Consider the following 22,454-nt stretch of genomic DNA (forward strand, 5'->3'; position numbering starts at 1 on the left):
CTGCCACCGACCGTTTACGAACGGACGATGGCCTTGAAACCACCTATCGAGGTGTCCGGAATTAGTTGACCACTACATCCCGGCTGAAGCCGGTCCTACTAAAGCATTCGCGTGCATTCAATGGGACTGGCGGAAACGCCGACTTGTAGGACCGGCTTCAGCCGGGAAGGCGTCGGATGCCTCACCGCAAAAGTGATGGTGCGCAGACTGGCCTCTTCCCGGCTGAAGCCTGTCCTACCAAAAGCCGCATTTAGCCTGTCAATGCCCGTGGCTGCGGCCTACGTGGGAGTGTTCGACGTCCGCTGCCACGACACTCCCGCTGATTTCCAGTCGATCAAGAATCCCGCAGTGATCCGGCGCCCCTTCGCTGCAGCGTTGGCGCAGGTCGACCAGTTGCTCCTGCAGCGCTTGCAGGCTCGCGACGCGGGCGTTCACGTGCTGGATGTGTTCGTCGATCAGCGCGTTGACGTTCTCGCACTGGTCCCGCGGACTGTCGCGCAACGCCAGCAGGCTGCGGATCTCGTCCAGCGTCATGTCCAGGCTGCGGCAGTTGCGGATGAACGTCAGGCGTTCGACGTGCTCCTGGGTGTACAGCCGATAGTTGCCGTCGCTGCGCGCGGGTTCGCTGAGCAGGCCTTCGCGCTCGTAATAGCGGATGGTTTCCACCGGGCAGTCCGTGAGTTTTGCCAGTTCGCCGATTTTAAATGAAGGGTTCATGTGCAAGATCTCGATAAGGACGCTTGACCCTATAGTGGCTACAGGGTGTTCACTTGGCAACACGCACATTTAGAGACTCAATCCATGAGTGACTCTGTACCCACATCTTCATCGCACAAGCCTGCCCACGACTCGCACAACCATGCCGAGCACGATCACGCAGGGCATGACCATTCTGCCCATGATCACGCTGGGCACGATCACGCCGGTCATGAACACGGGCAAACCAAGCTCACGCCCGTGCACGACCATGCTGCCCACGCCTGCTGCTCCCACGACAGCGCACCCGCCGTCGTGACCATCGATGGCGCATCAAATGCCGATGGAAAACTGAGTAGCTTCCGCATCGAAGCCATGGACTGCCCCACCGAGCAGACGCTGATCCAGAACAAGCTCGGCAAGATGAAGGGCATTCAGAAACTTGAATTCAACCTGATCAATCGCGTGCTGGGCGTGTGGCATGAGCTGCCGTCCACCGATCCCATTCGCGACGCCATTGGCTCGCTGGGCATGCAGGCGGACCTGATCGAAGAGGGCGCCAACAAGGAAACAGCCTCGCTGCCACCTGCCAACAAACCCTGGTGGCCGCTGGCGCTGTCGGGTGTCGCTGCGTTATCTGCTGAAGTCATCCACTTCACCAATGCCGCGCCCACCTGGGTGGTCGCCATCGTTGCGCTGATCGCCATTTTCAGCGGCGGCTTGACCACTTACAAAAAGGGCTGGATCGCCCTGAAAAACTTCAACCTGAACATCAATGCGCTGATGAGCATCGCCGTCACCGGTGCGGTGCTGATCGGGCAATGGCCAGAAGCGGCGATGGTGATGTTTCTGTTCACCGTCGCCGAGCTGATCGAAGCCAAGTCTCTGGACCGTGCCCGCAACGCCATTGGCGGCCTGATGCAGCTGACGCCGGAAACAGCGACCGTGCAGCAGAACGGCGAGTGGCTAGAGCTTGAGGTCAAAGATATTACGTTGGGCAGCGTCGTCCGGGTCAAGCCGGGTGAGCGCATCGGGCTGGACGGTCAAGTGGTTGCCGGCCAATCGAGCATTGATCAGGCGCCGATCACCGGCGAAAGCCTGCCGGTCGAGAAAACCGTGGGCGACAAGGTCTTTGCCGGCACGATCAATCAGGCCGGTTCGCTTGAATACAAGGTGACCGCCGCTGCCAACAACTCGACGCTGGCGCGGATCATCCATGCCGTCGAGGCGGCCCAGGGTGCGCGCGCGCCGACCCAGCGTTTCGTTGACAGCTTTTCAAAGATCTACACGCCCGCCGTGTTCGCGCTGGCGCTGGGGATTGCGATCCTCCCGCCGCTGTTCATGAGTGCAGTGTGGTTTGACTGGATCTACCGCGCCCTGGTGCTGCTGGTGGTCGCGTGCCCGTGTGCGCTGGTGATTTCCACGCCGGTGACGATCGTCAGCGGTCTGGCGGCGGCGGCGCGCAAAGGCATTCTGGTCAAGGGCGGTGTGTACCTGGAAATGGGCCACAAGCTCGATTACCTGGCCCTCGATAAGACCGGCACCATCACCCACGGCAAACCGGTGCAGACCGATTACGTATTGCTCAACGAGTCACTGGGTGAGCAGGCACTGGCGATCTCGGCAAGCCTGGCCGGTCGCTCGGATCACCCCGTGTCTCAAGCCATCGCCAAGGCGGCGCAAGAAGGCGCTCGGTTGCCGGTCGAGGCGTTCGAAGCCCTTGCCGGGCTTGGTGTGAAAGGCGAGGTGCAAGGGCGTTTGTATCACTTGGGCAATCACCGCCTTGTGCATGACGCCGGGTATTGCTCGCCGGAACTGGAAGCGCAACTTGAAGCGCTGGAAAGCCAAGGCAAAACCGTGGTGCTGCTGTTCGACACCTCTGGCCCGCTAGCGTTGTTTGCGGTCGCCGACACGGTGAAGGACAGCAGCCGCGAGGCCATCGAGCAGCTGCATGCGCTGGGCGTGAAGACGATGATGCTGACGGGCGACAACCCGCACACAGCCAAGGCCATCGCTGCTCAGGTGGGCATCGATCAGGCCCAGGGCAATCTGATGCCGACCGACAAGCTGCAAGCCATCGAAGCCCTGTACGCGCAGAATCACCGAGTGGGCATGGTCGGCGACGGCATCAATGATGCGCCGGCGCTGGCCCGGGCGGAGATCGGTTTTGCCATGGCGGCAGCGGGCACGGATACCGCCATCGAAACCGCTGATGTGGCGCTGATGGACGACGACCTGCGCAAGATCCCGACGTTTATTCGTCTGTCGCGGGACACGGCGGCGGTGCTCAAACAGAACATCGCGCTGGCGCTGGTGATCAAGCTGATCTTTCTGGCGGTGACCTTCACCGGGATGGCGACCATGTGGATGGCAGTGTTTGCCGACATGGGCGTTAGTATGCTGGTGGTGGCCAACGGCTTGCGGCTGTTGAAGAAGTAACGCTCACCATCAGGAGACTGATGGTGCCCAGACAGGCCTCTTCCCGGCTAAAGGCGGTCCCACTAACGCCGCGTGCGTATCCAGTGGGATGATGATCGTGCCCACGCTCTGCGTGGGCACGCGGGTGGTGGACGCTCCGCGTCCTTTGACGCGGAGCGTCAGTTGATTGGTGCCCACGCAGAGCGTGGGAACCATCATCCGGTGGTTACTTCCCGTACTTTTCACGTCCCCAGGCGATCATTTCTTCCAGCAGCCCTTTCAACACCACCTGCGTCGGCTCAGCCAGGTCCGGGCGGTAGTGGAAGGGCACGAACTCGTCCATGTACGTGCTTTGCGCCAGTTCCAGTTGCACGGCGTGGATGTGGTTGGCCGGGTCGCCATAGTGGCGGGTGATGTGGCCGCCCTTGAAGCGCCCGTTGAGCACATGGCTGTAGTTCTTCGCGGCAGCGCACGCGGTATCCAGACGCTGGGCCAGCGCTTCATCACAGCTGGCGCCATTGAAGGTGCCGAGGTTGAAGTCCGGCAGCCGACCGTCAAACAGATGCGGAATGTGCCCACGAATGGAATGCGCGTCGAACAGCAGCGCATAACCGAACTCGGCGCGCAGGCGTTCAAGCTCGCCGCGTAGCGTCTCGTGATACGGCGTCCAGATCTTCTCCAGATAAGTCGCGCGTTCTTCCTTGCTCGGCGCCTGACCCTCCTTGAACAGCGGATCGCCCTCGAACAGCGTCGACGGGAACAGCCCGGTGGTCGCGCCGGCGTAAAGCGGCGTGTCGTCTGACGGACGATTGAGGTCGATGACGAAGCGCGAATATTCCGCCGAGAGCACGCTTGCCCCTAGATCAGACGCAAAGTCATACAGACGCGGAATGTGCCAGTCGGTGTCCGGCAGGCTCACGGCCTCATCCACCAGACCGTCCCGCACGGCGGGCGTCAGGTGCAGTCCCGGGTGCGGCATGCTGATCAGCAGCGGTACGCGACCGCGAGTGAAACTCAGAACCTTGTCCACAGTATTCCCCTGATTAGAGAGTGCGTTCCACGCCATGACGCACGACGCGTTTGTCCAGATCGCCGCCCAGCCAGTAGGCGAGGTCGGCGGGCCGTTCGATGTGCCAGGCGACGAAATCCGCCGTTTTGCCAACTTCCAGTGAGCCATGGGTCTCAGCCATGCCCAGCGCCTGTGCTGCGTGGACAGTTGCGCCGGCCAGGGCTTCTTCCGGCGTCATGCGGAACAGTGTGCAGGCCATGTTCAGCATCAGCCGCAGCGACAGACCCGGCGACGTGCCCGGATTGAGGTCGGTGGAAATGGCGATCTTCACCCCGTGTTTGCGCAGAGCCTCCATCGGCGGCAATTGAGTTTCGCGCAGGAAGTAGAACGCCCCTGGCAGCAGTACCGCGACCGTGCCTGAGGCCGCCATCGCAATGGCGTCTTCTTCGGTCATGAACTCCAGATGGTCAGCCGACAGCGCTTGATAACGCGCCGCCAGACTCGAGCCATGCAGCGAAGACAACTGCTCGGCGTGAAGCTTGACCGGCAGGCCCAGCTGGCCGGCGGTGACGAACACCTGCTCGACCTGCGCTGGCGAAAACGCCAGGTATTCGCAGAACGCATCAACTGCATCCACCAGGTTTTCCGCCGCCAGCGCCGGCAGCATTTCGCTGCAGATGTGGGCGATGTAGTCGTCGGCGCGGTCTTTGTATTCCGGCGGCAGGGCATGGGCGGCCAGGCAGGTGCTGCGCACGGTGACCGGCAGGTTTTCACCCAGTTGGCGAATCACCCGCAGGATTTTGCGTTCGCTGGCGAGGTCCAGGCCGTAGCCGGATTTCATCTCGATCGTGGTGACGCCGTCCCTGAGCAGGTGCAGCAGACGACGTTCGGCGCTGGCGTAGAGTTCTTCTTCACTGGCGGCGCGGGTGGCGCGCACGGTGCTGGCAATGCCGCCGCCCGCTGCCGCGATTTCCGCGTAGCTGACGCCCTGCAGACGCTGCTCGAACTCGCCGCTTCGATTGCCGCCGAACACCGTGTGCGTGTGGCAATCGATCAGGCCGGGCGTGACCCACGCGCCATTCAGGTCGACGCGCTTGATGTCGCCCTGGTCAGGCAGGTCTCGGAGAGGACCGATCCAGACGATCCGCGCTGCATCGGTCACGATGGCGGCGTCCTCGATGATCGAGTACGTGCCGTTCGCCATGGTTGCTGCGTGACAGTGGTGCCAGAGCGTTTTCATCGATCTCTCCAAGGTTTCGGTTTTACAGCCTGTTGCAAGTACTAAGTGTAGGAGTGAGCTTGCTCGCGAAGTGTCTCCGCCGAATATTCGGCGCCTGAAATTCAGTCTTCGCGAGCAAGCTCGCTCCCACACGGACCGTTCATGACAGTCCATTTATCAGCTGTTTGATGTGGCCTTTATCAGGTTCTGCTTCGGCTTCACCCAAATCCAGTACGCAACCACCAGCAACCCGATCCACACCGCCCCCACCACCAGCGCGGCCTGGCTGTCCGGGAAATAACCCAGCACACCAAACACGAACACCATGAACAACGTGGCAACAATCGGCGCGACGGGCCAGAACGGCACCGGGAATTTCAGCTGGGCCACTTCTTCTGCGCTCATCGAGCGGCGCATGGCGATCTGCGTGACCAGAATCATCAGCCACACCCAGACCGTCGCAAAGGTCGCGATCGAGGCGATCAGCAGGAACACGTTTTCAGGGATCAGGTAATTCAGCACAACGCCGCAGAGCAGCGCGACGCCCATCACCAGCACGGTCATCCACGGCACGCCCTGGGCGGACAACTGAGCAAAACCCCTGGGCGCCTGACCTTGTGTCGCCAGGCCGTACATCATGCGTCCGGCGCCGAAGATGTCGCTGTTGATCGCCGAAACGGCTGCAGTGATGACTACGATGTTGAGGACGGTGGCGGCGGAGGAAATCCCGAGGTGATCGAAGATCTGGACGAACGGGCTGCCTTGGCTGCCGATCTGCTGCCACGGATACAGGGACATCAGGACGAACAGCGTGAGCACGTAAAACAGCAGAATTCGCAACGGCACCGCGTTGATCGCGCGAGGAATCACGCGCTCCGGGTTGCGTGCTTCACCGGCGGTGATGCCGATGATTTCGATGCCGCCAAAGGCGAACATCACCACGGCCAGCGAGGCCACGAGGCCACCGATGCCGTTGGGCATGAAGCCGCCGTAGGCCCATAGATTGCTCACGCTGCTGACGCCGCCGCCCGAGACCGAGCCGAGTCCGAACAGCATGATGCCTAAGCCGGCGAGGATCATCGCGATGATTGCGCCGACCTTCAGCAGCGACAGCCAGAACTCCGTTTCACCGAAGACTTTGACGCTGCACAAGTTCAGCGCGCCGATCAGAAAGACAATGCCGAGCACCCAGATCCAGCGCGGCACTTCGGGAAACCAGAAGCCCATGTAGATGCCGAACGCAGTGACATCGGCCAGGCAGACGATGACCATTTCGAATGCGTAGGTCCAGCCGAGGACAAACCCTGCGAGCGGACCCAGATACGTGGTGGCGTACTCGCCAAACGAGCCGGACACCGGGTTGCGCACGGCCATCTCGCCGAGAGCGCGCATGACCATGTAAACCGCAGCGCCGGCGATGATGTACACCAGCAGAACGGCGGGACCGGCCAGTTTGATGGCCGACGCGGAACCGTAGAACAACCCGGTGCCGATGGCCGAGCCCAGCGCCATGAAGCGAATGTGACGCGCGCTGAGCCCGCGTTTCAGATCTGTAGCGTTTTGCGATGTCATTTCACACGTTCCTAGTCTTACTTTTTGCTGCGAAACGAGAGGCTTTTGTAGGCGTGAGCTGGCTCGCGATTGCGGTGTGTCAGACGGTAAATGCGTTTCTGACCTATTGCATCGCGAGCAAGCTCACTCCTACAGGGGGTAATCCCCCCACTCATTTCAACGACAGGCCATCCCTGGCCTGTCCCGATCAGAAGCTCGGCAGCAGGTCAGCAGAAACCAGGTCGCTCAGGCAGTTGGAAGCCAGCAGCTCGATGGCGGCCTCGATATCAGGGGCGAAGAAGCGGTCTTTCTCGTAGAACGGGACTTTGCCGCGCAGCGTGGTGCGGGCGATTTCCAGTTTTTCGGAGGTTTTCAGGCCGTTGCGCAAGTCCAGACCCTGACACGCAGCCAGCCATTCTACAGCCAGCACGCCGCGAGTGTTCTCCGCCATTTCCCACAAGCGCTTGCCGGCGGCGGGCGCCATCGACACATGGTCTTCCTGGTTGGCGGAGGTCGGCAGGCTGTCGACGCTGTGGGGGTGGGACAGCGCCTTGTTTTCACTGGCCAGCGCTGCAGCCGTGACCTGGGCAATCATGAAGCCGGAGTTGACGCCGCCGTTGGCCACCAGGAACGGCGGCAGTTGCGACATGTGCTTGTCCATCATCAGCGAGATGCGGCGTTCGCTCAGCGAGCCGATTTCAGCGATGGCCAAAGCGATGTTGTCGGCGGCCATGGCAACCGGTTCGGCGTGGAAGTTACCACCGGAAATCACTTCACCTTCGGCCGCGAACACCAGCGGGTTGTCCGACACCGCGTTGGATTCGATTGCCAGCACTTCGGCGGCCTGACGCAGTTGAGTCAGGCAGGCGCCCATGACCTGTGGCTGGCAGCGCAAGGAGTAGGGGTCCTGAACCTTGTCGCAGTCGCGGTGGGAGTCGGAGACCTGGCTGCCCTCGCCGAGCAGGTCGCGATAGGCCGCGGCCGAATCGATCTGGCCGCGCTGACCCCGTGCCGCATGAATGCGCGCGTCGAAGGGGGCGCGTGAGCCGAGCACGGCTTCAACGGTCAGCGCGCCGCAGCTCAAGGCGCCGGCGAACAGGTCTTCGGCTTCGAACAGGCCGCGCAACGCGTAGGCCGTCGACACTTGGGTGCCGTTGAGCAGGGCCAGGCCTTCTTTGGCCGCCAGCGTCAGCGGCGTGAGACCGGCAATGGCCAGCGCTTCCACAGCATTCAGCCATTCGCCCTTGTAGCGCGCCTTGCCTTCGCCCAGCAGCACCAGCGACATGTGCGCCAATGGCGCGAGGTCGCCGGAGGCGCCAACCGAACCCTTGAGCGGGATGTGCGGGTAAACCTCGGCGTTGATCAGCGCAATCAGCGCGTCGATGACCTGACGGCGAATCCCGGAGAAACCCCGGCTCAGGCTGTTGACCTTGAGCACCATGATCAAACGGACCAGCTCATCGCTGATCGGCTGACCAACGCCCGCGGCGTGGGACAGCACCAGTGAACGCTGCAGGTTTTCCAGGTCGGCGCTGGCGATGCGCGTTGACGCCAGCAGGCCGAAACCGGTGTTGATGCCGTAGGCGGTGCGATTTTCGGCGAGGATCTGCTCGACGCAGGCCACGCTGTCTTCGATCTGCCGATTGGCGCTGGCGTTGAGGGTCAGCGTGACGGGTCGCTGATAAATCGCGCGCAGCTGGGCGAGGCTCAATTGGCCGGGGATCAGATTCAGCGGGGTCGCCTGTTGGGTGTCGGTCACGATGCTGCTACTCCTGATTGGGTATCGGTCGTCTGCGCTGAACCGGCTCCTGCCTGTCCTGCACGAGGGGCGCTTGCGCTGCGACCGTTGTTGTCGGTGTCGGGATTAGCGCCTGCCGCGTAGTCGCGGCAACGCTGGAATACGGTTTCCAATGACTCTTCGTTCTTGAGCAGGGTCACGCTGCTGGCGATGTCCGGCGCCAGCCAGCGGTCTTCGTCATAGGCCGGCACGCGCTCGCGCAACAGACGCCACGCCGCTTCGGTGCCAACGCCAAAGCGCGGGCCCTTGAAGAACTCGAACGCCTGGGCGGCCAGCAAATACTCGATCGCGAGGATCTGCGTCACGTTCTCCAGCACCTTGTGCAGCTTCAAGGCGGCGCTGGTGCCCATGCTCAGATGATCCTCCTGCAGGCCGGACGTCACGTAGTTGTCGATGACCGCCGGTTGTGCCAGCTGGCGGTTTTCCGCGCACAGTGAGGCGGCGACATATTGGGTGATCATCATTCCGGAGTTGACCCCCGGCTGGCTGACCAGAAACGCCGGCAGCCCGCTGACCGTGGGGTTGATCAGCCGGTCCAGCCGTCGCTCGGCAATCGAGCCCAGTTCGGCCATGGCAATCGCCAGCAGATCAGCCGCCATCGCCACGGACTGGCCATGGGGATTGGCCTGGGAAACCACGCGATACGCTTCAGGCGTGCCGAGCAGCAGCGGGTTGTCGGTGGCGGAGTTGAGCTCGATTTCGATCTGCCGTGTGGCGTGGGCCAGCTGGTCGCGGGTGGCGCCGTGCACCTGCGGAATCGAGCGGATGCTCAACGCGTCCTGGGTGCGGATGCCCTGACTGTTGGCGAGTACTTCACTGCCGGCGAGCAGGCCGCGCAGGTTTTTGCCGACTTGCTGCATGCCGGGGTGTGGCTTGAGCGAAATAATGGTTTCGTCGAAGGCGTCGAGCTGGCCGCGCAGTCCCTCGAAGGTCATGGCGCTGATGACATCGGCCCACTGCATAAGGCGATTCACGTCAGCGACGGCCAGGCAGCTCAGGCCGGTCATGCACGGCGTGCCGTTGACCAGACACAGACCGTCCTTGGCGCCCAGCTCCACCGGCGACAGGCCTTCTTCGCTAAGCGCCTGCAACGCCGACATCACTTGCCCGCGGTAACTGACCTGACCCACGCCGAGCAGTGCGACGCCGATGTGCGCCATGTGCGTGAGGTATCCCACCGAACCCTGGGACGGCACTTGCGGGGTGATGCGTCGGTTAAGGAGGGCGAGCAAGGCCTCGACCACCTGACGATGAATCCCGGATTTGCCCTGGCTGTAGTTGATGATCGCGGCACAGGTGATCGCGCGGGTCTGCTCGTCCGGTAACGCCGGGCCGACGCCGCAGGCATGGCTGAGCAGGGTGTTGCGTGACAGTCGGCCAAGCTGCTCGTCGGCCAGTGACACGTTGCACAGCGCGCCGAGGCCGGTGTTCACGCCATAGGCGCGTTCGCCGCTGGCAACGATGCGTTGCACGATCGCCTGGGCATTGTCGATCCGCGCCCACGCGCTTTCCGACAGCGACAGCGTCGCGCCATGACGGGCAACCGCGGTCACGTCCCGCCAGCTGAGCGGGCCTTCGCCGATGATGATCTGTTCTGCTCGCGACATGACCACAGCGTCCTTAGAGAGTCGCCACGCGCCGCTGCACGAAACGATCTACGTAATCGTCGGCGGGCGAGTAGAGGATTTCTTTCGGCGTGCCGACCTGAATCAGCCGACCGTCCTTGAGAATGGCGATGCGGTTGCCGATGCGCACGGCTTCGTCGAGGTCGTGGGTGATGAACACGATGGTTTTCTTCAGGCTCGACTGCAGCTCCAGCAACTGGTCCTGCATCTCGGCGCGAATCAGCGGATCGAGTGCGCTGAACGCTTCGTCCATCAGGATGATGTCCGTGTCAGCCGCCAGCGCCCGTGCCAGGCCGACGCGCTGACGCATGCCGCCGGAAAGCTGATGCGGGTACTTTTTCTCGTAGCCCTTCAGGCCCACCGTGGTGATCCAGTGCTGTGCGCGCTCGGCGCATTGGGTCTTGCTTTCGCCACGGATGGTCAGCCCGTAGGCGACGTTGTCGATCACAGTCTTGTGCGGCAGCAGGCCAAAGCTCTGGAACACCATGCTGATCTTGTGCCGACGGAAGTTGCGCAACGCTTCCATGTCGTAGGTCAGTATGTTCTCGCCATCGACCAGGATCTCGCCGCTGGTGGGATCGATCAGGCGGTTGAAGTGGCGCACCAGGGTCGATTTGCCGGAGCCCGACAGGCCCATGATCACGAAGATTTCGCCGCTGGAAATGGACAGCGACAGGTCGTTTACCCCGACCACGCAGCCGGTCTGCGCCAGGACCTGATCCTTGCTCTGGTTGTTCTGCACCATGGCCAACGCATCTTTCGCGCGGTTGCCGAAGATTTTGTACACGTTCTTGACGACGATTTTGCCGCCCGTGTTCTCTGGAACGCCCGCGCTCAGTGGATTGCCCGAGCTCGCTGGATTGATAGTCTCGACGCTCATTTGTTCGCCTCATGCCGTGGACGGCCGTAGGCCTGCGTAATGCGGTCGATCACGACCGCCAGAATGACGATGGCCAAACCTGCTTCCAGGCCACGACCGACGTTGAGGGTCTGGATGCCGACCAGCACGTCTTCGCCCAGACCGCGGGCACCGATCATCGAGGCGATCACCACCATCGACAGCGCCATCATCGTGGTCTGGTTGATCCCGGCCATGATGCTCGGCAGGGCCAGCGGCAGTTGCACGCCAAACAGTTGCTGCCAGCGGTTGGCGCCGAACGCGTTGATCGCTTCCATGACTTCGCCATCGACCTGACGAATGCCCAGATCGGTCAGGCGAATCAGCGGCGGCGCAGCGTAGATGACTGTGGCGAAGATTGCCGGGACCTTGCCCAGGCCAAACAGCATCAGCACCGGAATCAGGTACACGAAGCTGGGCATGGTCTGCATGATGTCCAGCAGCGGCATCAGCACCGAGCGCAGGCGATTGCTGCGCGCCGACAGAATGCCGAGCGGTATGCCGATGATCACCGAGATCACCGTGGCGACCAGCATTAGCGCCAGGGTCTGCATCAGCTTGTCCCACAGGCCCACGGCACCGACCAGGAACAGCAGGCCGACGATGACCACCGTGGTGGTGATCTTGCGGGTCGCGTGCCAGGCGATCAGGCCGACGATGGCCAGCAGCAGCCACCACGGCGCAATGCGCAGCAGGCCTTCGAGCTTGACGATGGCCCACAGCAGCGTGTCGGAGATGTGCCGGAACACGTCGCCGTAGTTGGTGACCAGCTTGTCGACCCAGTCATTGACCCAGTCGGCGATGGAGAACGTGAAGCTTTCGGGGAACATATCGTTATCTCATTCAAATACTGCGTGCGGATCCGTGCTCTGCTAATGCCTGGGGGCGGTGGTTGACGACGAATCTGTGGGAGCGAGCTTGCTCGCGAAGTTCTTGTATTCGCCACATTTTCGACGCCTGATCATCCCCATTCGTGAGCAAGCGAAGGCCTACAGGTTTGGATGCCGCCGGATCGCACGGCACCCGGATCAAGGTCTTACAACGAAGCATCCACCTTCTTCGCCGCATCCTCGCTCACCCACTGATGCCACACTTCCGGGTGCTCCTTGAGGAAGATCTTCGCCAGCTTCGGCGACTCGATACGTTCCTTGGTCATGCGCGCCAGATTCTGGTTGAGCAGGTCGATCGGGATGTTGACCTTCTCCATCACCGACACCAGTTCAGGCGCCTGTTCGTGGAACGCCTTGGACAGGCCGACCTTGATCTCGATGGTCTTGTTCACGCCGTCTTTCTCTTCCAGACGGACCATATCCACCTGGCCCATCAGCGGGGTCGGCGACCAGTAGTAAGCCAGGATCGGCTCGCCACGTTTGTAGCTGGACAGAATCGCCGCATCCAGCGCCGGGCCGGTGCCTGGGCGGAAGTTGGTGTATTTGCTTTCCAGACCATAGCTTTTCAGCATCTCGCTGTTTTCCAGCTCGCAGGTCCAGCCCGCCGGGCAGTTATAGAAACGGCCTTTCTCCGGCTCTTCGGCGTCCTTGAACAGCGCTGCGTATTTGCCCAGATCGGCGATGGACTTCAGGTCAGGCGCCTTGGCTTCCAGCTTGCGCTTGGCGTCGCCTTCGATCACGTAACGTGGCACGTACCAGCCTTCCACCGCGCCCTTCACCGGCGAACCGACGCCGACCACTTTGCCGGCGGCTTCAGCCTTGTTCCAGACTTCGCTGCGACCCACCCACTCTTCGGCAAACACTTGAATGTCGTTGGTGCTCAGGGCGTTTTCCATGGTGATGGAGTTGCCCGGCAGGCTGTCCGTTTCGCAGCCATAGCCCTTGTTCAGCACAACTTGCAGTACGTCTGTCAGCAGCATTGCGCTTTCCCAGTTCAGGCCGGCGAATTTCACCGGCTTGCCGGACTCGCACCATCCCGCAGCCTGACTGGCGCCAGTGGCGAGCACGCCCGCGGTGAGCAACGTGGATAGCAGGGCCTTTTTCGTGTTCATTGAGTGACGCTCCGGTCTTGTAGTGGATGACGGCAGTAACGAAAACAGACGGCTTCCAGCCAAGGGGAGAGGCACTTGTCGGCCTCGTCCCGCTTCTCTCTCCAGCATGCCCCCTGCAACAGACGTGCATGACGAACGGTCAGTTCACCGCGACCTGCGCAGGGGCAACGGTGCAACTTGCCTGAGGCGCCCCCGAATCCGCCGGCAGGATCAGGCGATCGGCCACGTTGCCCGGCCACCTCTTCGCCGCCACGTAGTACAGCACAGCCGGCACGATGAGGCCGATGATCCACGAGATGTCGGTGTCATCGAGGCTCGCCACTAGCGGCCCGGTGTAGAAATGCGTGGAAATGAACGGCATCTGAATCAGCACGCCCAGCACGTAGATCCCGATGCCCATCCCGTTCCAGCGGCCATAGCGACCGTTCGGGTCCGACAGCGCGGGAATGTCGTAGCGCTCTTTGGTGATGCAGTAGAAATCCACCAGATTGATCGCGCTCCACGGCGTGAAGAACGCCAGCAGAAACAGGATGAAGGCCGAGAAGTCCTTGAGAAACGAGTCCTTGCCCAGGAGCGCAAGCGCCGTCGCGATGCCGACCATGGCGAAGATGTACGTCAGCCGCAGCGCGCTGGAGATATGCCGGTTGCCGCGAAAGCCGCTGACGATGGTGGCGATGGACATGAAGCTGCCGTAGGCGTTGAGCGTGGTGATGGTCACCTTGCCGAACGCGATGCTGAAATACAGCGCGGCGGCCACCGCGCCTGTCCCGCCAAGGCCGACGATGAACGAGACCTCGTGATGGGCGAAGTTCTTGCCGGCCAGTGCCGCCGCGAACACGCCGAAGACCATGGACGCCTGCGCGCCGATCACCGAACCCAGGCCCACCGCCCAGAAGGTTTTGCCAGCCGACGTGCTGCGCGGCAGGTAGCGCGAGTAGTCCGCGACGTAGGGGCCGAAAGCGATCTGCCAGGACGCCGACAGGGAAATCGCCAGCAGGAAACTGCTCAGCGAGAAGTGCTTGTTGCCCAACAGCGCGCCGACGTCGTTGCCCGCCAGCAGTGCGGCGAACAGGTAAACGAAGGCGATCACGCCGATGAGGCTGGCGACGCGGCCGATCATGTGGATGACCCGGTAGCCCAGAATGGTCAGCACCACGATGGCAGCGGCGAAGATCACCACGCCTTGCCAGTCCGGCACGTTAATCAGTTGCGCCACCGCTTGACCGGCAAGCAACGAGCCGCTGGCGGAAAAGCCGATGTACATCAGGCACACCAGCACCAGCGGGATCACCGCGCCGTAGACGCCGAACTGCACCCGGCTGGAAATCATCTGCGGCAGGCCGAGCTTCGGTCCTTGTGCCGCGTGGAGCGCCATCACGCCACCGCCGATGAGCTGACCGATGAACAGCCCGATCAGCGACCAGAACACATCGCCGCCCAGCACCACGGCCAGGGCCCCGGTGACGATCGCGGTGATCTGCAGGTTGGCGCCCAGCCAGAGGGTGAACTGGCTGAACAGACGACCGTGTCGTTCGGCATCAGGGATGTAATCGATCGAACGCCGCTCGATCACGGAAGCAGGTGCAGCACGATCATCTGGAATAGCCATCTCAAACATCCCCCTAAAGCGAGTGTCGGCACGCGTAACTGCAGAATGCATCCCTCTGTGTAGGAGTGAGCTTGCTCGCGAAGAGGCCGGTACAGACGACGCATCACCTGCGTCTGGGCCTAAGCATTCGCGAGCAAGCTCGCTCCCCCATGGGCTGCGAGCAACCCGGGCATTGATCAGTTATTGATCATCGGCAGGTTCAGACCCTGCTCTTTGGCGCAGTCGATCGCGATCTGATAACCCGCATCGGCATGACGCATCACGCCGGTGGCCGGGTCGTTGTGCAGGACGCGGGCGATGCGCTCGGCGGCTTCATCGGTGCCGTCGCAGACGATGACCATGCCCGAGTGCTGCGAGAAGCCCATGCCGACGCCGCCGCCATGGTGCAGCGAGACCCAGGTCGCACCGCTCGCGGTGTTGAGCAGGGCGTTGAGCAGTGGCCAGTCGGACACGGCGTCGGAGCCGTCCTGCATCGATTCGGTCTCGCGGTTCGGGCTGGCGACGGAGCCGGAGTCCAGGTGATCGCGACCGATGACTACCGGCGCCGACAGCTCGCCGCTGCGGACCATTTCGTTGAACGCCAGGCCCAGCTTGGCGCGCTGACCCAGCCCGACCCAGCAGATACGTGCCGGCAGACCCTGGAAGCTGATGCGCTCACGGGCCATGTCCAGCCAGTTGTGCAGGTGCGCGTCGTCCGGGATCAGCTCTTTGACTTTGGCGTCGGTCTTGTAGATGTCTTCAGGATTGCCCGACAGCGCGGCCCAGCGGAATGGACCGACGCCACGGCAAAACAGCGGACGAATGTAAGCAGGCACGAAACCGGGGAAATCGAAGGCGTGGGTCACGCCGACTTCCTTGGCCATCTGACGGATGTTGTTGCCGTAGTCAAACGTCGGCACGCCCATTTTCTGGAACGCCAGCATGGCCTCGACGTGCTCGGCCATGGACTGCTTGGCGGCCTTGACCACAGCGGCAGGCTCGGTGGCGGCGCGCTCGCGGTACTGCTCCCAGGTCCAGCCTTTTGGCAGGTAGCCGTTGAGCGGGTCATGGGCGCTGGTCTGGTCGGTGACCATGTCGGGGCGTACGCCACGGCGGACCATTTCCGGGAGGATCTCGGCGGCGTTGCCGCACAGGGCGATGGAGATCGCCTTGCCTTCGGCGGTGTATTTGGCGATGCGGGCGAGGGCGTCGTCGAGGTCAGTGGCTTGCTCGTCGACGTAACGGGTCTTCAGGCGGAAATCGATGCGGCTCTGCTGGCATTCGATGTTCAGCGAGCAGGCGCCCGCCATGCCGGCGGCCAGCGGCTGTGCGCCGCCCATGCCGCCAAGGCCTGCGGTCAACACCCAACGGCCTTTCAGGTTGCCGTCGTAATGCTGGCGACCGGCTTCGACGAAGGTTTCGTAGGTGCCCTGAACGATGCCCTGGCTGCCGATGTAGATCCAGCTGCCGGCGGTCATCTGTCCGTACATGGCCAGGCCTTTGGCGTCCAGTTCATTGAAATGCTCCCAGCTCGCCCAGTGCGGCACGAGGTTGGAGTTGGCGATCAGTACGCGCGGTGCGTTGCTGTGGGTCTTGAACACGCCGACCGGCTTGCCGGATTGCACCAGCAGGGTTTCGTCGTCATTCAGGTTCGTCAGGCTTTCGACGATCTTGTCGTAGCATTCCCAGTTGCGCGCTGCACGACCGATACCGCCGTAGACCACCAGTTCGTTCGGGTTCTCGGCAACTTCCGGGTCGAGGTTGTTCATCAACATCCGTAACGGTGCCTCGGTCATCCAGCTCTTGGCCGTCAGCTGAGTGCCACGGGCTGCGCGGATTTCCACATCGCGGCGTTTGGTCCATTGCTGAGCAGGGGTGTTGTGTTCAGTAGTCACTTAACAATCCTCGATGATCAATCCGGCCGGGACGCGGGGTCCGTGACGAATGTGGGAATAAGGTTCTGCATGAGCGTCGCTGCTGTGATCCGAACCGGGCGTGGACGCCTTTTATCGACTCATGCTTACTTGTACATACAAGCATATGCAACCAAGGGGCCAATGTTGGTTTTGCAGGCGCAGAAATCCCGTCGGCCCGCTCTGCGTCGGGCTTGCCAAGATTTCAGGTGTAAGGAGGGTTACGGATGCAAAGAAGATGAAACGAAGGAAATTGTTACTTTTCGGTGCGAACGCCCCAGCTCAGTGCGCGAATTGGGTAACAGAACGTCGTGTGCAGCTATCGCTGCCGACACCTGACCTGTGGGAGCGAGCTTGCTCGCGAAGAGGCCCGTACATCCGCCAAATTCTCTGCGGCTGATACACGGTCTTCGTGAGCAAGCTCACTCCCACATGATCGGTAGCGCTGGGTATATCAGGGTAGTCTCAGTGCTAATCAGTGCTGCGCCAGCTTGCTGCGCAGCAGCCACACCCCGGCAAGCGCCGACGCGATCGAACCCAGCAACACGCCCACTTTCACTTCATCGATCAGATGCGCAGCGCCTGGGAAAGCCAGGTTGCCGATGAACAGGCTCATGGTGAACCCGATCCCGCAGAGCAGGGCCACGCCATACAGCTGCGGCCAGTTGCTGCCTTCTGGCAGCGTTGCCAGGCCGGATCGGATCGCCAGCACGGCTGCGAGAAACACGCCGATCTGCTTGCCGACGAACAACCCCAGTGCCACCCCAAGCGGCACTGGATCGACCAGATTGCCGAGGGTGATGCCCGACAGGGACACGCCCGCATTGGCGAAGCCGAAAATCGGCACCACCGCGAACGCCACCCAGTAGTGCATTTTTTCTTCAAGGAACAGCAGCGGCGAGCGGGCTTCTTCCTTGGGCGTGCCCAGCGGAATGCACAGCGCCAGCGCCACACCGGCTAGCGTCGCGTGCACGCCGGATTGCAACACGAAGAACCACAACAGCAGACCCAGCAGCAGGTACGGCAGCAATCGCTGCACGCCCATGCGGTTCATGATCACCAGCACGGCCAGCGTCGCGAAGGAGGCACCGAGCATCGGCATGTTCAGGCCGCTGCTGTAGAACAGAGCGATGATAGTGACGGCGCCCAGGTCATCGAGAATCGCCAGTGCGGCCAGAAACACCTTTAACGACGTCGGCACCCGCTTGCCCAGCAACGAAAGCACGCCGAGAGCGAAGGCGATATCGGTGGCCGCAGGAATCGCCCAGCCGCTGAGGGTTTCGGCGTTGCCCATGTTGATGCCGATGTAGATCAGCGCCGGCACCAACATGCCGCCCGCTGCCGCAAAACCGGGGAGCGCGCGCTGACCCCATGTGGCAAGGCCACCGGCCAACACTTCGCGTTTGATTTCCAGACCGACCATGAGAAAGAAGATCGCCATCAGCCCGTCGTTGATCCACAGCTCGATCGACAACCCGCCCCACACACTGTGCAGTGCGGCGAAATACGAGGGGGCGAGGGGGGAGTTGGCAACGATGATCGCCGCGAGGGCAGCGCCCATCAGCACAAGGCCGCCTGCCGACTCCGATGAAAGAAAACTGGCAAGAATGGCGAGGGCTCGGGGGCTTTCTTTATTGTTGTTGAGCGTCGTCATGGTCGTCCCTGTGCTGGCGAAAAAAAACGCAATCTACCACAGGGACGGCGGGACTCAGACGCGTGACAACTCGATCACGCACACGCGACTGGCGCGAGGGGCGTAGAGCACAACCTCCAGCAGCCCGCCTGCAGCGTTGTCCAATTGCAGGCAATCGTGTTTTTCCAGCCGTTGCGGCGGATGCTCGCCGACATTGGCGGCCATCTGCTCGGCGGCGCTGAATACCACGAACATGTTGGCCGAACTGAAAAACCGCTGCGGCTGCATCACGTCGATCCACTGCAGGCGCGCGCGGTAGCGGGCGGGCGAGTAGATCAGGTTGAAGTCGCGTATCGGGCCGTCGAGTAGCGTGCATGACACTGCGCTGTCGCCGCTGAACGCGAACGGATCGGACGGCAGCAGTGGCTCGCTGTCCTTGCCATCGATGTTCAGCGTCATGCCTGCGCCTTGCAGCACCGTGATGATGCGCTGATAACCGGCGAACACCGAAAAGCCGCCCGACTCACCGATGTCGGCAATCGACAACCGCCAGCCGAAACCCTCCAGGCCTTCGCCGGCATCGCGAGTGATTTCCTCGGTGCTGCCGCCGCCGTTTTTCCAGGGCATGCGCGGGTAGTCAGCGGCGCGCAGAACAGTCAGTTGAGTCATTTGCTGAAGCGTCCTTCCAGCCGGTGGCGTGAGCCGGGATGAATCAGGCGGGCGGCAGTCACCGGTTGGCGCCCGGACCAGGTGCGCCGACGCACCAGCAGGCACGGCTCGCCCTTCTCGATCTGCAGCAATGTGCACTCGTCGGGTTCAGCGAGAATCGCCTCAACCACGTGCTCGCCCTCGGTCAGCGGCGCGACCTGAGACAGATAGGCGTAGGGCGTTTGTTGGGTGAAATCCTGCTGCAGGTAGTCCGGCGCGACGAGGGCGTTAACGAAACGGTCCTCGATTTGCACGGGGATACCGTTTTCGAAATGCACGATCAGCGAATGAAACACTCGCTGGCCTTCACGCATGTCCAGCGCCAGCGCGCGTTCGGAACCAGCGGCTTCTTCCGTGAGGATGATCACCTGGCAGGTGTGGGTATGTCCGCGGGCGGCGATCTCATCGGCGATGTTATGCACTTCGAACAGTGCCGATTGGGTCTTGGGCTCGGCGACGAATGTACCGACGCCTTGCATGCGCACCAGCAGCCCTTCGGCGGTCATCTCGCGCAGGGCGCGGTTGATGGTCATGCGGCTGAAGCCCAGCTGCGTCACCAGTTCGCTCTCGGACGGCACGCGGTGGTGCGGCGGCCACGTGCCGTTCTGAATCTGTTGGGTGATCATGTGCTTCACCCTGGCGTACAGCGGCGCCGGACTGTCACCCATTTGGGAGGCCAGCGGCAAATTGGCAGGCGGAGTCGGCACAGAGAGATCCTTGTTATGGCGTTATTCAGGCGAAAGAGGTTACAGCGTCCACGCTAACCATTAACAGGTGTGCCGACAAGCGCGGCGCAGTTTACCGGCCGTATAAACGTCTGTATATGTATAGACAATTTCACGCAAGGGGTGCCGAGTCATGTCCGTTTTCTTTGCCGAACGCGCGCTATTGCCCACCGGCTGGGCCAATAACGTTCGTTTCGAGGTCAGCGCCAATGGCCTGCTGAGCCAAGTTCAAGCCGATGCCGAACGCGCTGGCGCCGAGCTGCTCAACGGGCCGGTCGTGCCGGGCATGCCCAATCTGCACTCCCACGCCTTTCAGCGTGCCATGGCGGGCCTCGCGGAAGTGGCCGGCAATCCCAATGACAGTTTCTGGACCTGGCGTGACCTGATGTATCGCGTCGTCGGGCAGATCAGTCCGCAGCAGCTCGGCGTCATCGCGCGGCAGCTGTACATCGAAATGCTCAAGGGCGGTTTTACTTCGGTTGCGGAGTTTCACTACGTCCATCAGGACACCACCGGCAAGCCCTACGCCGACCCCGCCGAGCTGGCGCTGCAGGTCAGCCAGGCGGCGAGTTCGGTCGGCATCGGCATGACCCTGTTGCCGGTGCTCTACAGCCACTCCGGTTTCGGCGGGCTGAACCCGAACGAAGGCCAGCGCCGATTCATCAACAGCACCGACAGCTACCTGGACCTGCAAGCACGTCTTAAGCCCGTCATCGCCGCGCAACCCGCCCAGGCGCTGGGGCTGTGCTTTCACTCGTTGCGTGCCGTGACCCCGCAGCAAATCAGTGACGTGACGGCCGCCAGCGACACCCATTGCCCGATCCACATTCATATCGCCGAGCAGCAAAAGGAAGTCGACGATTGCCTGGACTGGAGCGGTCGCCGGCCATTGCAGTGGCTGTATGAAAACGTCGATGTCGACGCGCGCTGGTGCCTGGTTCATGCGACCCATGCCGAGCCTGACGAAGTGGCGTTGATGGCGAAAAGTCGTGCGATCGCGGGATTGTGCCTGACCACCGAAGCGAACCTGGGCGACGGGATTTTCCCGGCGGTGGATTACATCGCTCAGGGCGGGCGCTGGGGTATCGGCTCTGATAGCCATGTGTCGCTGAGCGTGGTCGAAGAGTTGCGCTGGCTCGAATACGGTCAGCGTCTGCGCGATCAGCGCCGTAACCGCCTGTACCGGCCTGATCAGCCGATGGTCGGGCGCACGCTATACGACGCGGCGCTGGTGGGCGGTGCCCAAGCGATGGGCCAACCGGTAGGTGCGCTGGAAGTGGGCAAACGGGCCGACTGGCTGGTGCTGGACGGTAACGACCCTTATCTGGCAACGGCGTCTGGCGATGCCATTCTCAATCGCTGGCTGTTCGCCGGGAGTGATCGTCAGATCAAGGATGTGATGGTCAATGGCCGCTGGGTGATCCGCGACGGCCACCATGCCGATGAAGGGCAGAGCAGCCGTGCGTTCGCTCAGGTGCTGAGGGAATTGCTGGGCTGAACATGTGTGCAGAGGCAAAGGCCCGCTTCGCGAGCAAGCTCGCTCCCACAGTTTTTGTGTCCACAGGTAGAACTGCGGCGCTGTCAAGTTTCATGAGAGTGAGCTTGCTCACGAATGACCGAACAGGTCAGTCCTTTGCCTTGCCCACTTTCGAATCCGCCACCCGCCAGATCAGCTTGGTGGTGTCGTAGCCCTGTTGCTGCGCTCTCATCAGCAGGTCGTTGCGCACTGCATCCGGCACTTGAGGCGTGCGCGACAGCAGCCAGAGGAACTTGCGGTTCGGGCTGCCCACCAGCGCCACCTTGTAGTCGGGGCTCACGTACAGCACCCAGTAATCGCCCTTCGCCACGCCCGGGAAGAGGTTCGAGAACCAGTTGTCGAACACGACCCACAGCTTGTCGGTCTTGCCCTGAACCTGCGGTGAAGCCGTTCCGGTTGCTTGCTCCCACTTGCCCTCGATCGTGCGGCAGCGGTTGGTGACAGCGATGTTGCCATCGTCCTTCAGCGTGTAATGCGCTTCGGACTGCGCGCAGTTGCGCTGGAAGAACATCGGCAGCCGCGCCACTTCGTACCACGTGCCCTGATAACGCTTGAGATCAACATGATCAACCGTCTTCGGCGCCATGGATTCGGTTTCTGGCTTAACCGCACAGGCGCTGATCCACAATGCTGCCAGCGCCACGGCGCCGATTTTCAATCCCTGACGAATATTCATTCAAGCCCCTGCGCCGAGAACAGCACGACCTTGTCGGCAGCGTATTGGACGCTGATTAAAGTCTTCGCATCGCCCCACGTGCAACTGGACATTCCCAACGCGCCGGAGCATTCGGTCGGACTGCCGAGCAATTGCTCGACTTGGGCCTTGGGCATGCCGGCCGAGATTTTCGAGTAATTTTCCTGAGTGACCTTGCTGCAGGCCGCCAGCAATACGCAGAACGACAACACCGCGAGAGTGCGCAAAGACATGAGATGAAGCTCCTGAATCGAGGGGGGGGAGTCAGCGACGCAGCGCCCGGCGATAGCCGCACAGCGCCAACGTGATGCCGTAAGTTTAGAAGAGAAAAGGGGAGGACTGGTTCCGAGGAAGAGATTTTCCCGCTCGGCCCGACAGCGCGCGGTTGTGCAGCAAAAGTAAACCCTGTGGGAGTGAGCTTGCTCACGAAGACGGAATTT

Annotated in this window: 18 protein-coding genes; 2 read left to right on the forward strand and 16 right to left on the reverse strand. The window is 62.0% G+C overall.

Annotation, left to right across the window (positions count from 1 at the left end; genetic code table 11):
• Nucleotides 1-258 precede the first annotated feature (258 nt).
• Nucleotides 259-717: a Cd(II)/Pb(II)-responsive transcriptional regulator gene (gene cadR, locus AC07VF_RS10175; protein WP_122533975.1), complete on the reverse strand. Its 459-nt coding sequence runs from the start codon at nt 715-717 to the stop codon at nt 259-261.
• A gap of 84 nt (nt 718-801) precedes the next feature.
• On the opposite strand from cadR, the gene AC07VF_RS10180 reads away from it, so the two are divergent.
• On the forward strand, nt 802-3,135 hold the full coding sequence (locus tag AC07VF_RS10180) for a heavy metal translocating P-type ATPase (RefSeq protein WP_495008604.1): 2,334 nt from the start codon (nt 802-804) through the stop codon (nt 3,133-3,135).
• Nucleotides 3,136-3,340: 205 nt separating this feature from the next.
• Here AC07VF_RS10180 and hutG read toward each other — a convergent pair whose 3' ends face one another.
• The 13 genes from hutG to hutC all read right to left on the reverse strand — a co-directional run bounded on the left by hutG (nt 3,341) and on the right by hutC (nt 19,726).
• Nucleotides 3,341-4,144, reverse strand: coding sequence for an N-formylglutamate deformylase (gene hutG, locus AC07VF_RS10185; RefSeq protein WP_282369795.1), 804 nt, complete (start codon nt 4,142-4,144; stop codon nt 3,341-3,343).
• Nucleotides 4,145-4,157: 13 nt separating this feature from the next.
• Nucleotides 4,158-5,363 (reverse strand): imidazolonepropionase, encoded by a 1,206-nt coding sequence (gene hutI, locus AC07VF_RS10190; protein ID WP_495008603.1) that lies wholly within the window; start codon nt 5,361-5,363, stop codon nt 4,158-4,160.
• A gap of 156 nt (nt 5,364-5,519) precedes the next feature.
• Nucleotides 5,520-6,914, reverse strand: coding sequence for an amino acid permease (locus AC07VF_RS10195; RefSeq protein WP_495008602.1), 1,395 nt, complete (start codon nt 6,912-6,914; stop codon nt 5,520-5,522).
• A 187-nt stretch (nt 6,915-7,101) separates the two neighbouring features.
• On the reverse strand, nt 7,102-8,652 hold the full coding sequence (hutH, locus tag AC07VF_RS10200; RefSeq protein WP_495008601.1) for a histidine ammonia-lyase: 1,551 nt from the start codon (nt 8,650-8,652) through the stop codon (nt 7,102-7,104).
• The gene (hutH, locus tag AC07VF_RS10205; protein WP_495008600.1) at nt 8,649-10,298 is read right to left on the reverse strand and encodes a histidine ammonia-lyase; all 1,650 of its coding nucleotides are present in this window, start codon (nt 10,296-10,298) and stop codon (nt 8,649-8,651) included. Before hutH (AC07VF_RS10205) ends, hutH (AC07VF_RS10200) begins: the two co-directional genes overlap by 4 nt.
• 13 nt (nt 10,299-10,311) lie before the next feature.
• Nucleotides 10,312-11,196 (reverse strand): quaternary amine ABC transporter ATP-binding protein, encoded by an 885-nt coding sequence (locus AC07VF_RS10210; RefSeq protein ID WP_282369788.1) that lies wholly within the window; start codon nt 11,194-11,196, stop codon nt 10,312-10,314.
• On the reverse strand, nt 11,193-12,044 hold the full coding sequence (locus AC07VF_RS10215) for an ABC transporter permease (RefSeq protein WP_423571017.1): 852 nt from the start codon (nt 12,042-12,044) through the stop codon (nt 11,193-11,195). The genes AC07VF_RS10210 and AC07VF_RS10215 overlap by 4 nt, the downstream gene beginning before the upstream one ends.
• 206 nt (nt 12,045-12,250) lie before the next feature.
• Entirely contained in the window at nt 12,251-13,216 is a 966-nt protein-coding gene (locus AC07VF_RS10220) for an ABC transporter substrate-binding protein (protein ID WP_495008599.1), read from the reverse strand.
• Between the two features lie 139 nt (nt 13,217-13,355).
• Nucleotides 13,356-14,825 carry a purine-cytosine permease family protein gene (locus AC07VF_RS10225; protein ID WP_495008598.1) on the reverse strand — a complete coding sequence of 490 codons (1,470 nt, stop codon included), beginning with the start codon at nt 14,823-14,825 and terminating at the stop codon, nt 13,356-13,358.
• 176 nt (nt 14,826-15,001) lie between these two features.
• Nucleotides 15,002-16,699, reverse strand: coding sequence for a urocanate hydratase (hutU, locus tag AC07VF_RS10230; protein ID WP_495008597.1), 1,698 nt, complete (start codon nt 16,697-16,699; stop codon nt 15,002-15,004).
• A gap of 493 nt (nt 16,700-17,192) precedes the next feature.
• The gene (gene nhaA, locus AC07VF_RS10235; protein ID WP_463583969.1) at nt 17,193-18,371 is read right to left on the reverse strand and encodes a Na+/H+ antiporter NhaA; all 1,179 of its coding nucleotides are present in this window, start codon (nt 18,369-18,371) and stop codon (nt 17,193-17,195) included.
• A gap of 54 nt (nt 18,372-18,425) precedes the next feature.
• Nucleotides 18,426-19,019 carry a HutD/Ves family protein gene (locus AC07VF_RS10240; protein WP_192171243.1) on the reverse strand — a complete coding sequence of 198 codons (594 nt, stop codon included), beginning with the start codon at nt 19,017-19,019 and terminating at the stop codon, nt 18,426-18,428.
• Nucleotides 19,016-19,726: a histidine utilization transcriptional repressor HutC gene (gene hutC, locus AC07VF_RS10245; protein WP_495008619.1), complete on the reverse strand. Its 711-nt coding sequence runs from the start codon at nt 19,724-19,726 to the stop codon at nt 19,016-19,018. Before hutC ends, AC07VF_RS10240 begins: the two co-directional genes overlap by 4 nt.
• A 190-nt stretch (nt 19,727-19,916) precedes the next feature.
• Here hutC and AC07VF_RS10250 point away from each other — a divergent pair, with 190 nt between their 5' ends.
• Nucleotides 19,917-21,281, forward strand: a complete 1,365-nt coding sequence (locus AC07VF_RS10250) for a formimidoylglutamate deiminase (protein WP_495008596.1) — start codon at nt 19,917-19,919, stop codon at nt 21,279-21,281.
• Between the two features lie 127 nt (nt 21,282-21,408).
• On the opposite strand, the gene AC07VF_RS10255 is transcribed toward AC07VF_RS10250, so the two are convergent.
• Together AC07VF_RS10255 and bamE are read right to left on the reverse strand one after the other, a co-directional pair.
• The gene (locus AC07VF_RS10255) at nt 21,409-21,906 is read right to left on the reverse strand and encodes a lipocalin family protein (protein ID WP_244655860.1); all 498 of its coding nucleotides are present in this window, start codon (nt 21,904-21,906) and stop codon (nt 21,409-21,411) included.
• Nucleotides 21,907-21,992: 86 nt separating this feature from the next.
• On the reverse strand, nt 21,993-22,247 hold the full coding sequence (gene bamE, locus AC07VF_RS10260; protein ID WP_495008595.1) for an outer membrane protein assembly factor BamE domain-containing protein: 255 nt from the start codon (nt 22,245-22,247) through the stop codon (nt 21,993-21,995).
• Between the last annotated feature and the right edge of the window lie 207 nt (nt 22,248-22,454).

This window comes from Pseudomonas sp. GW821-FHT02H06, from assembly GCF_059421525.1.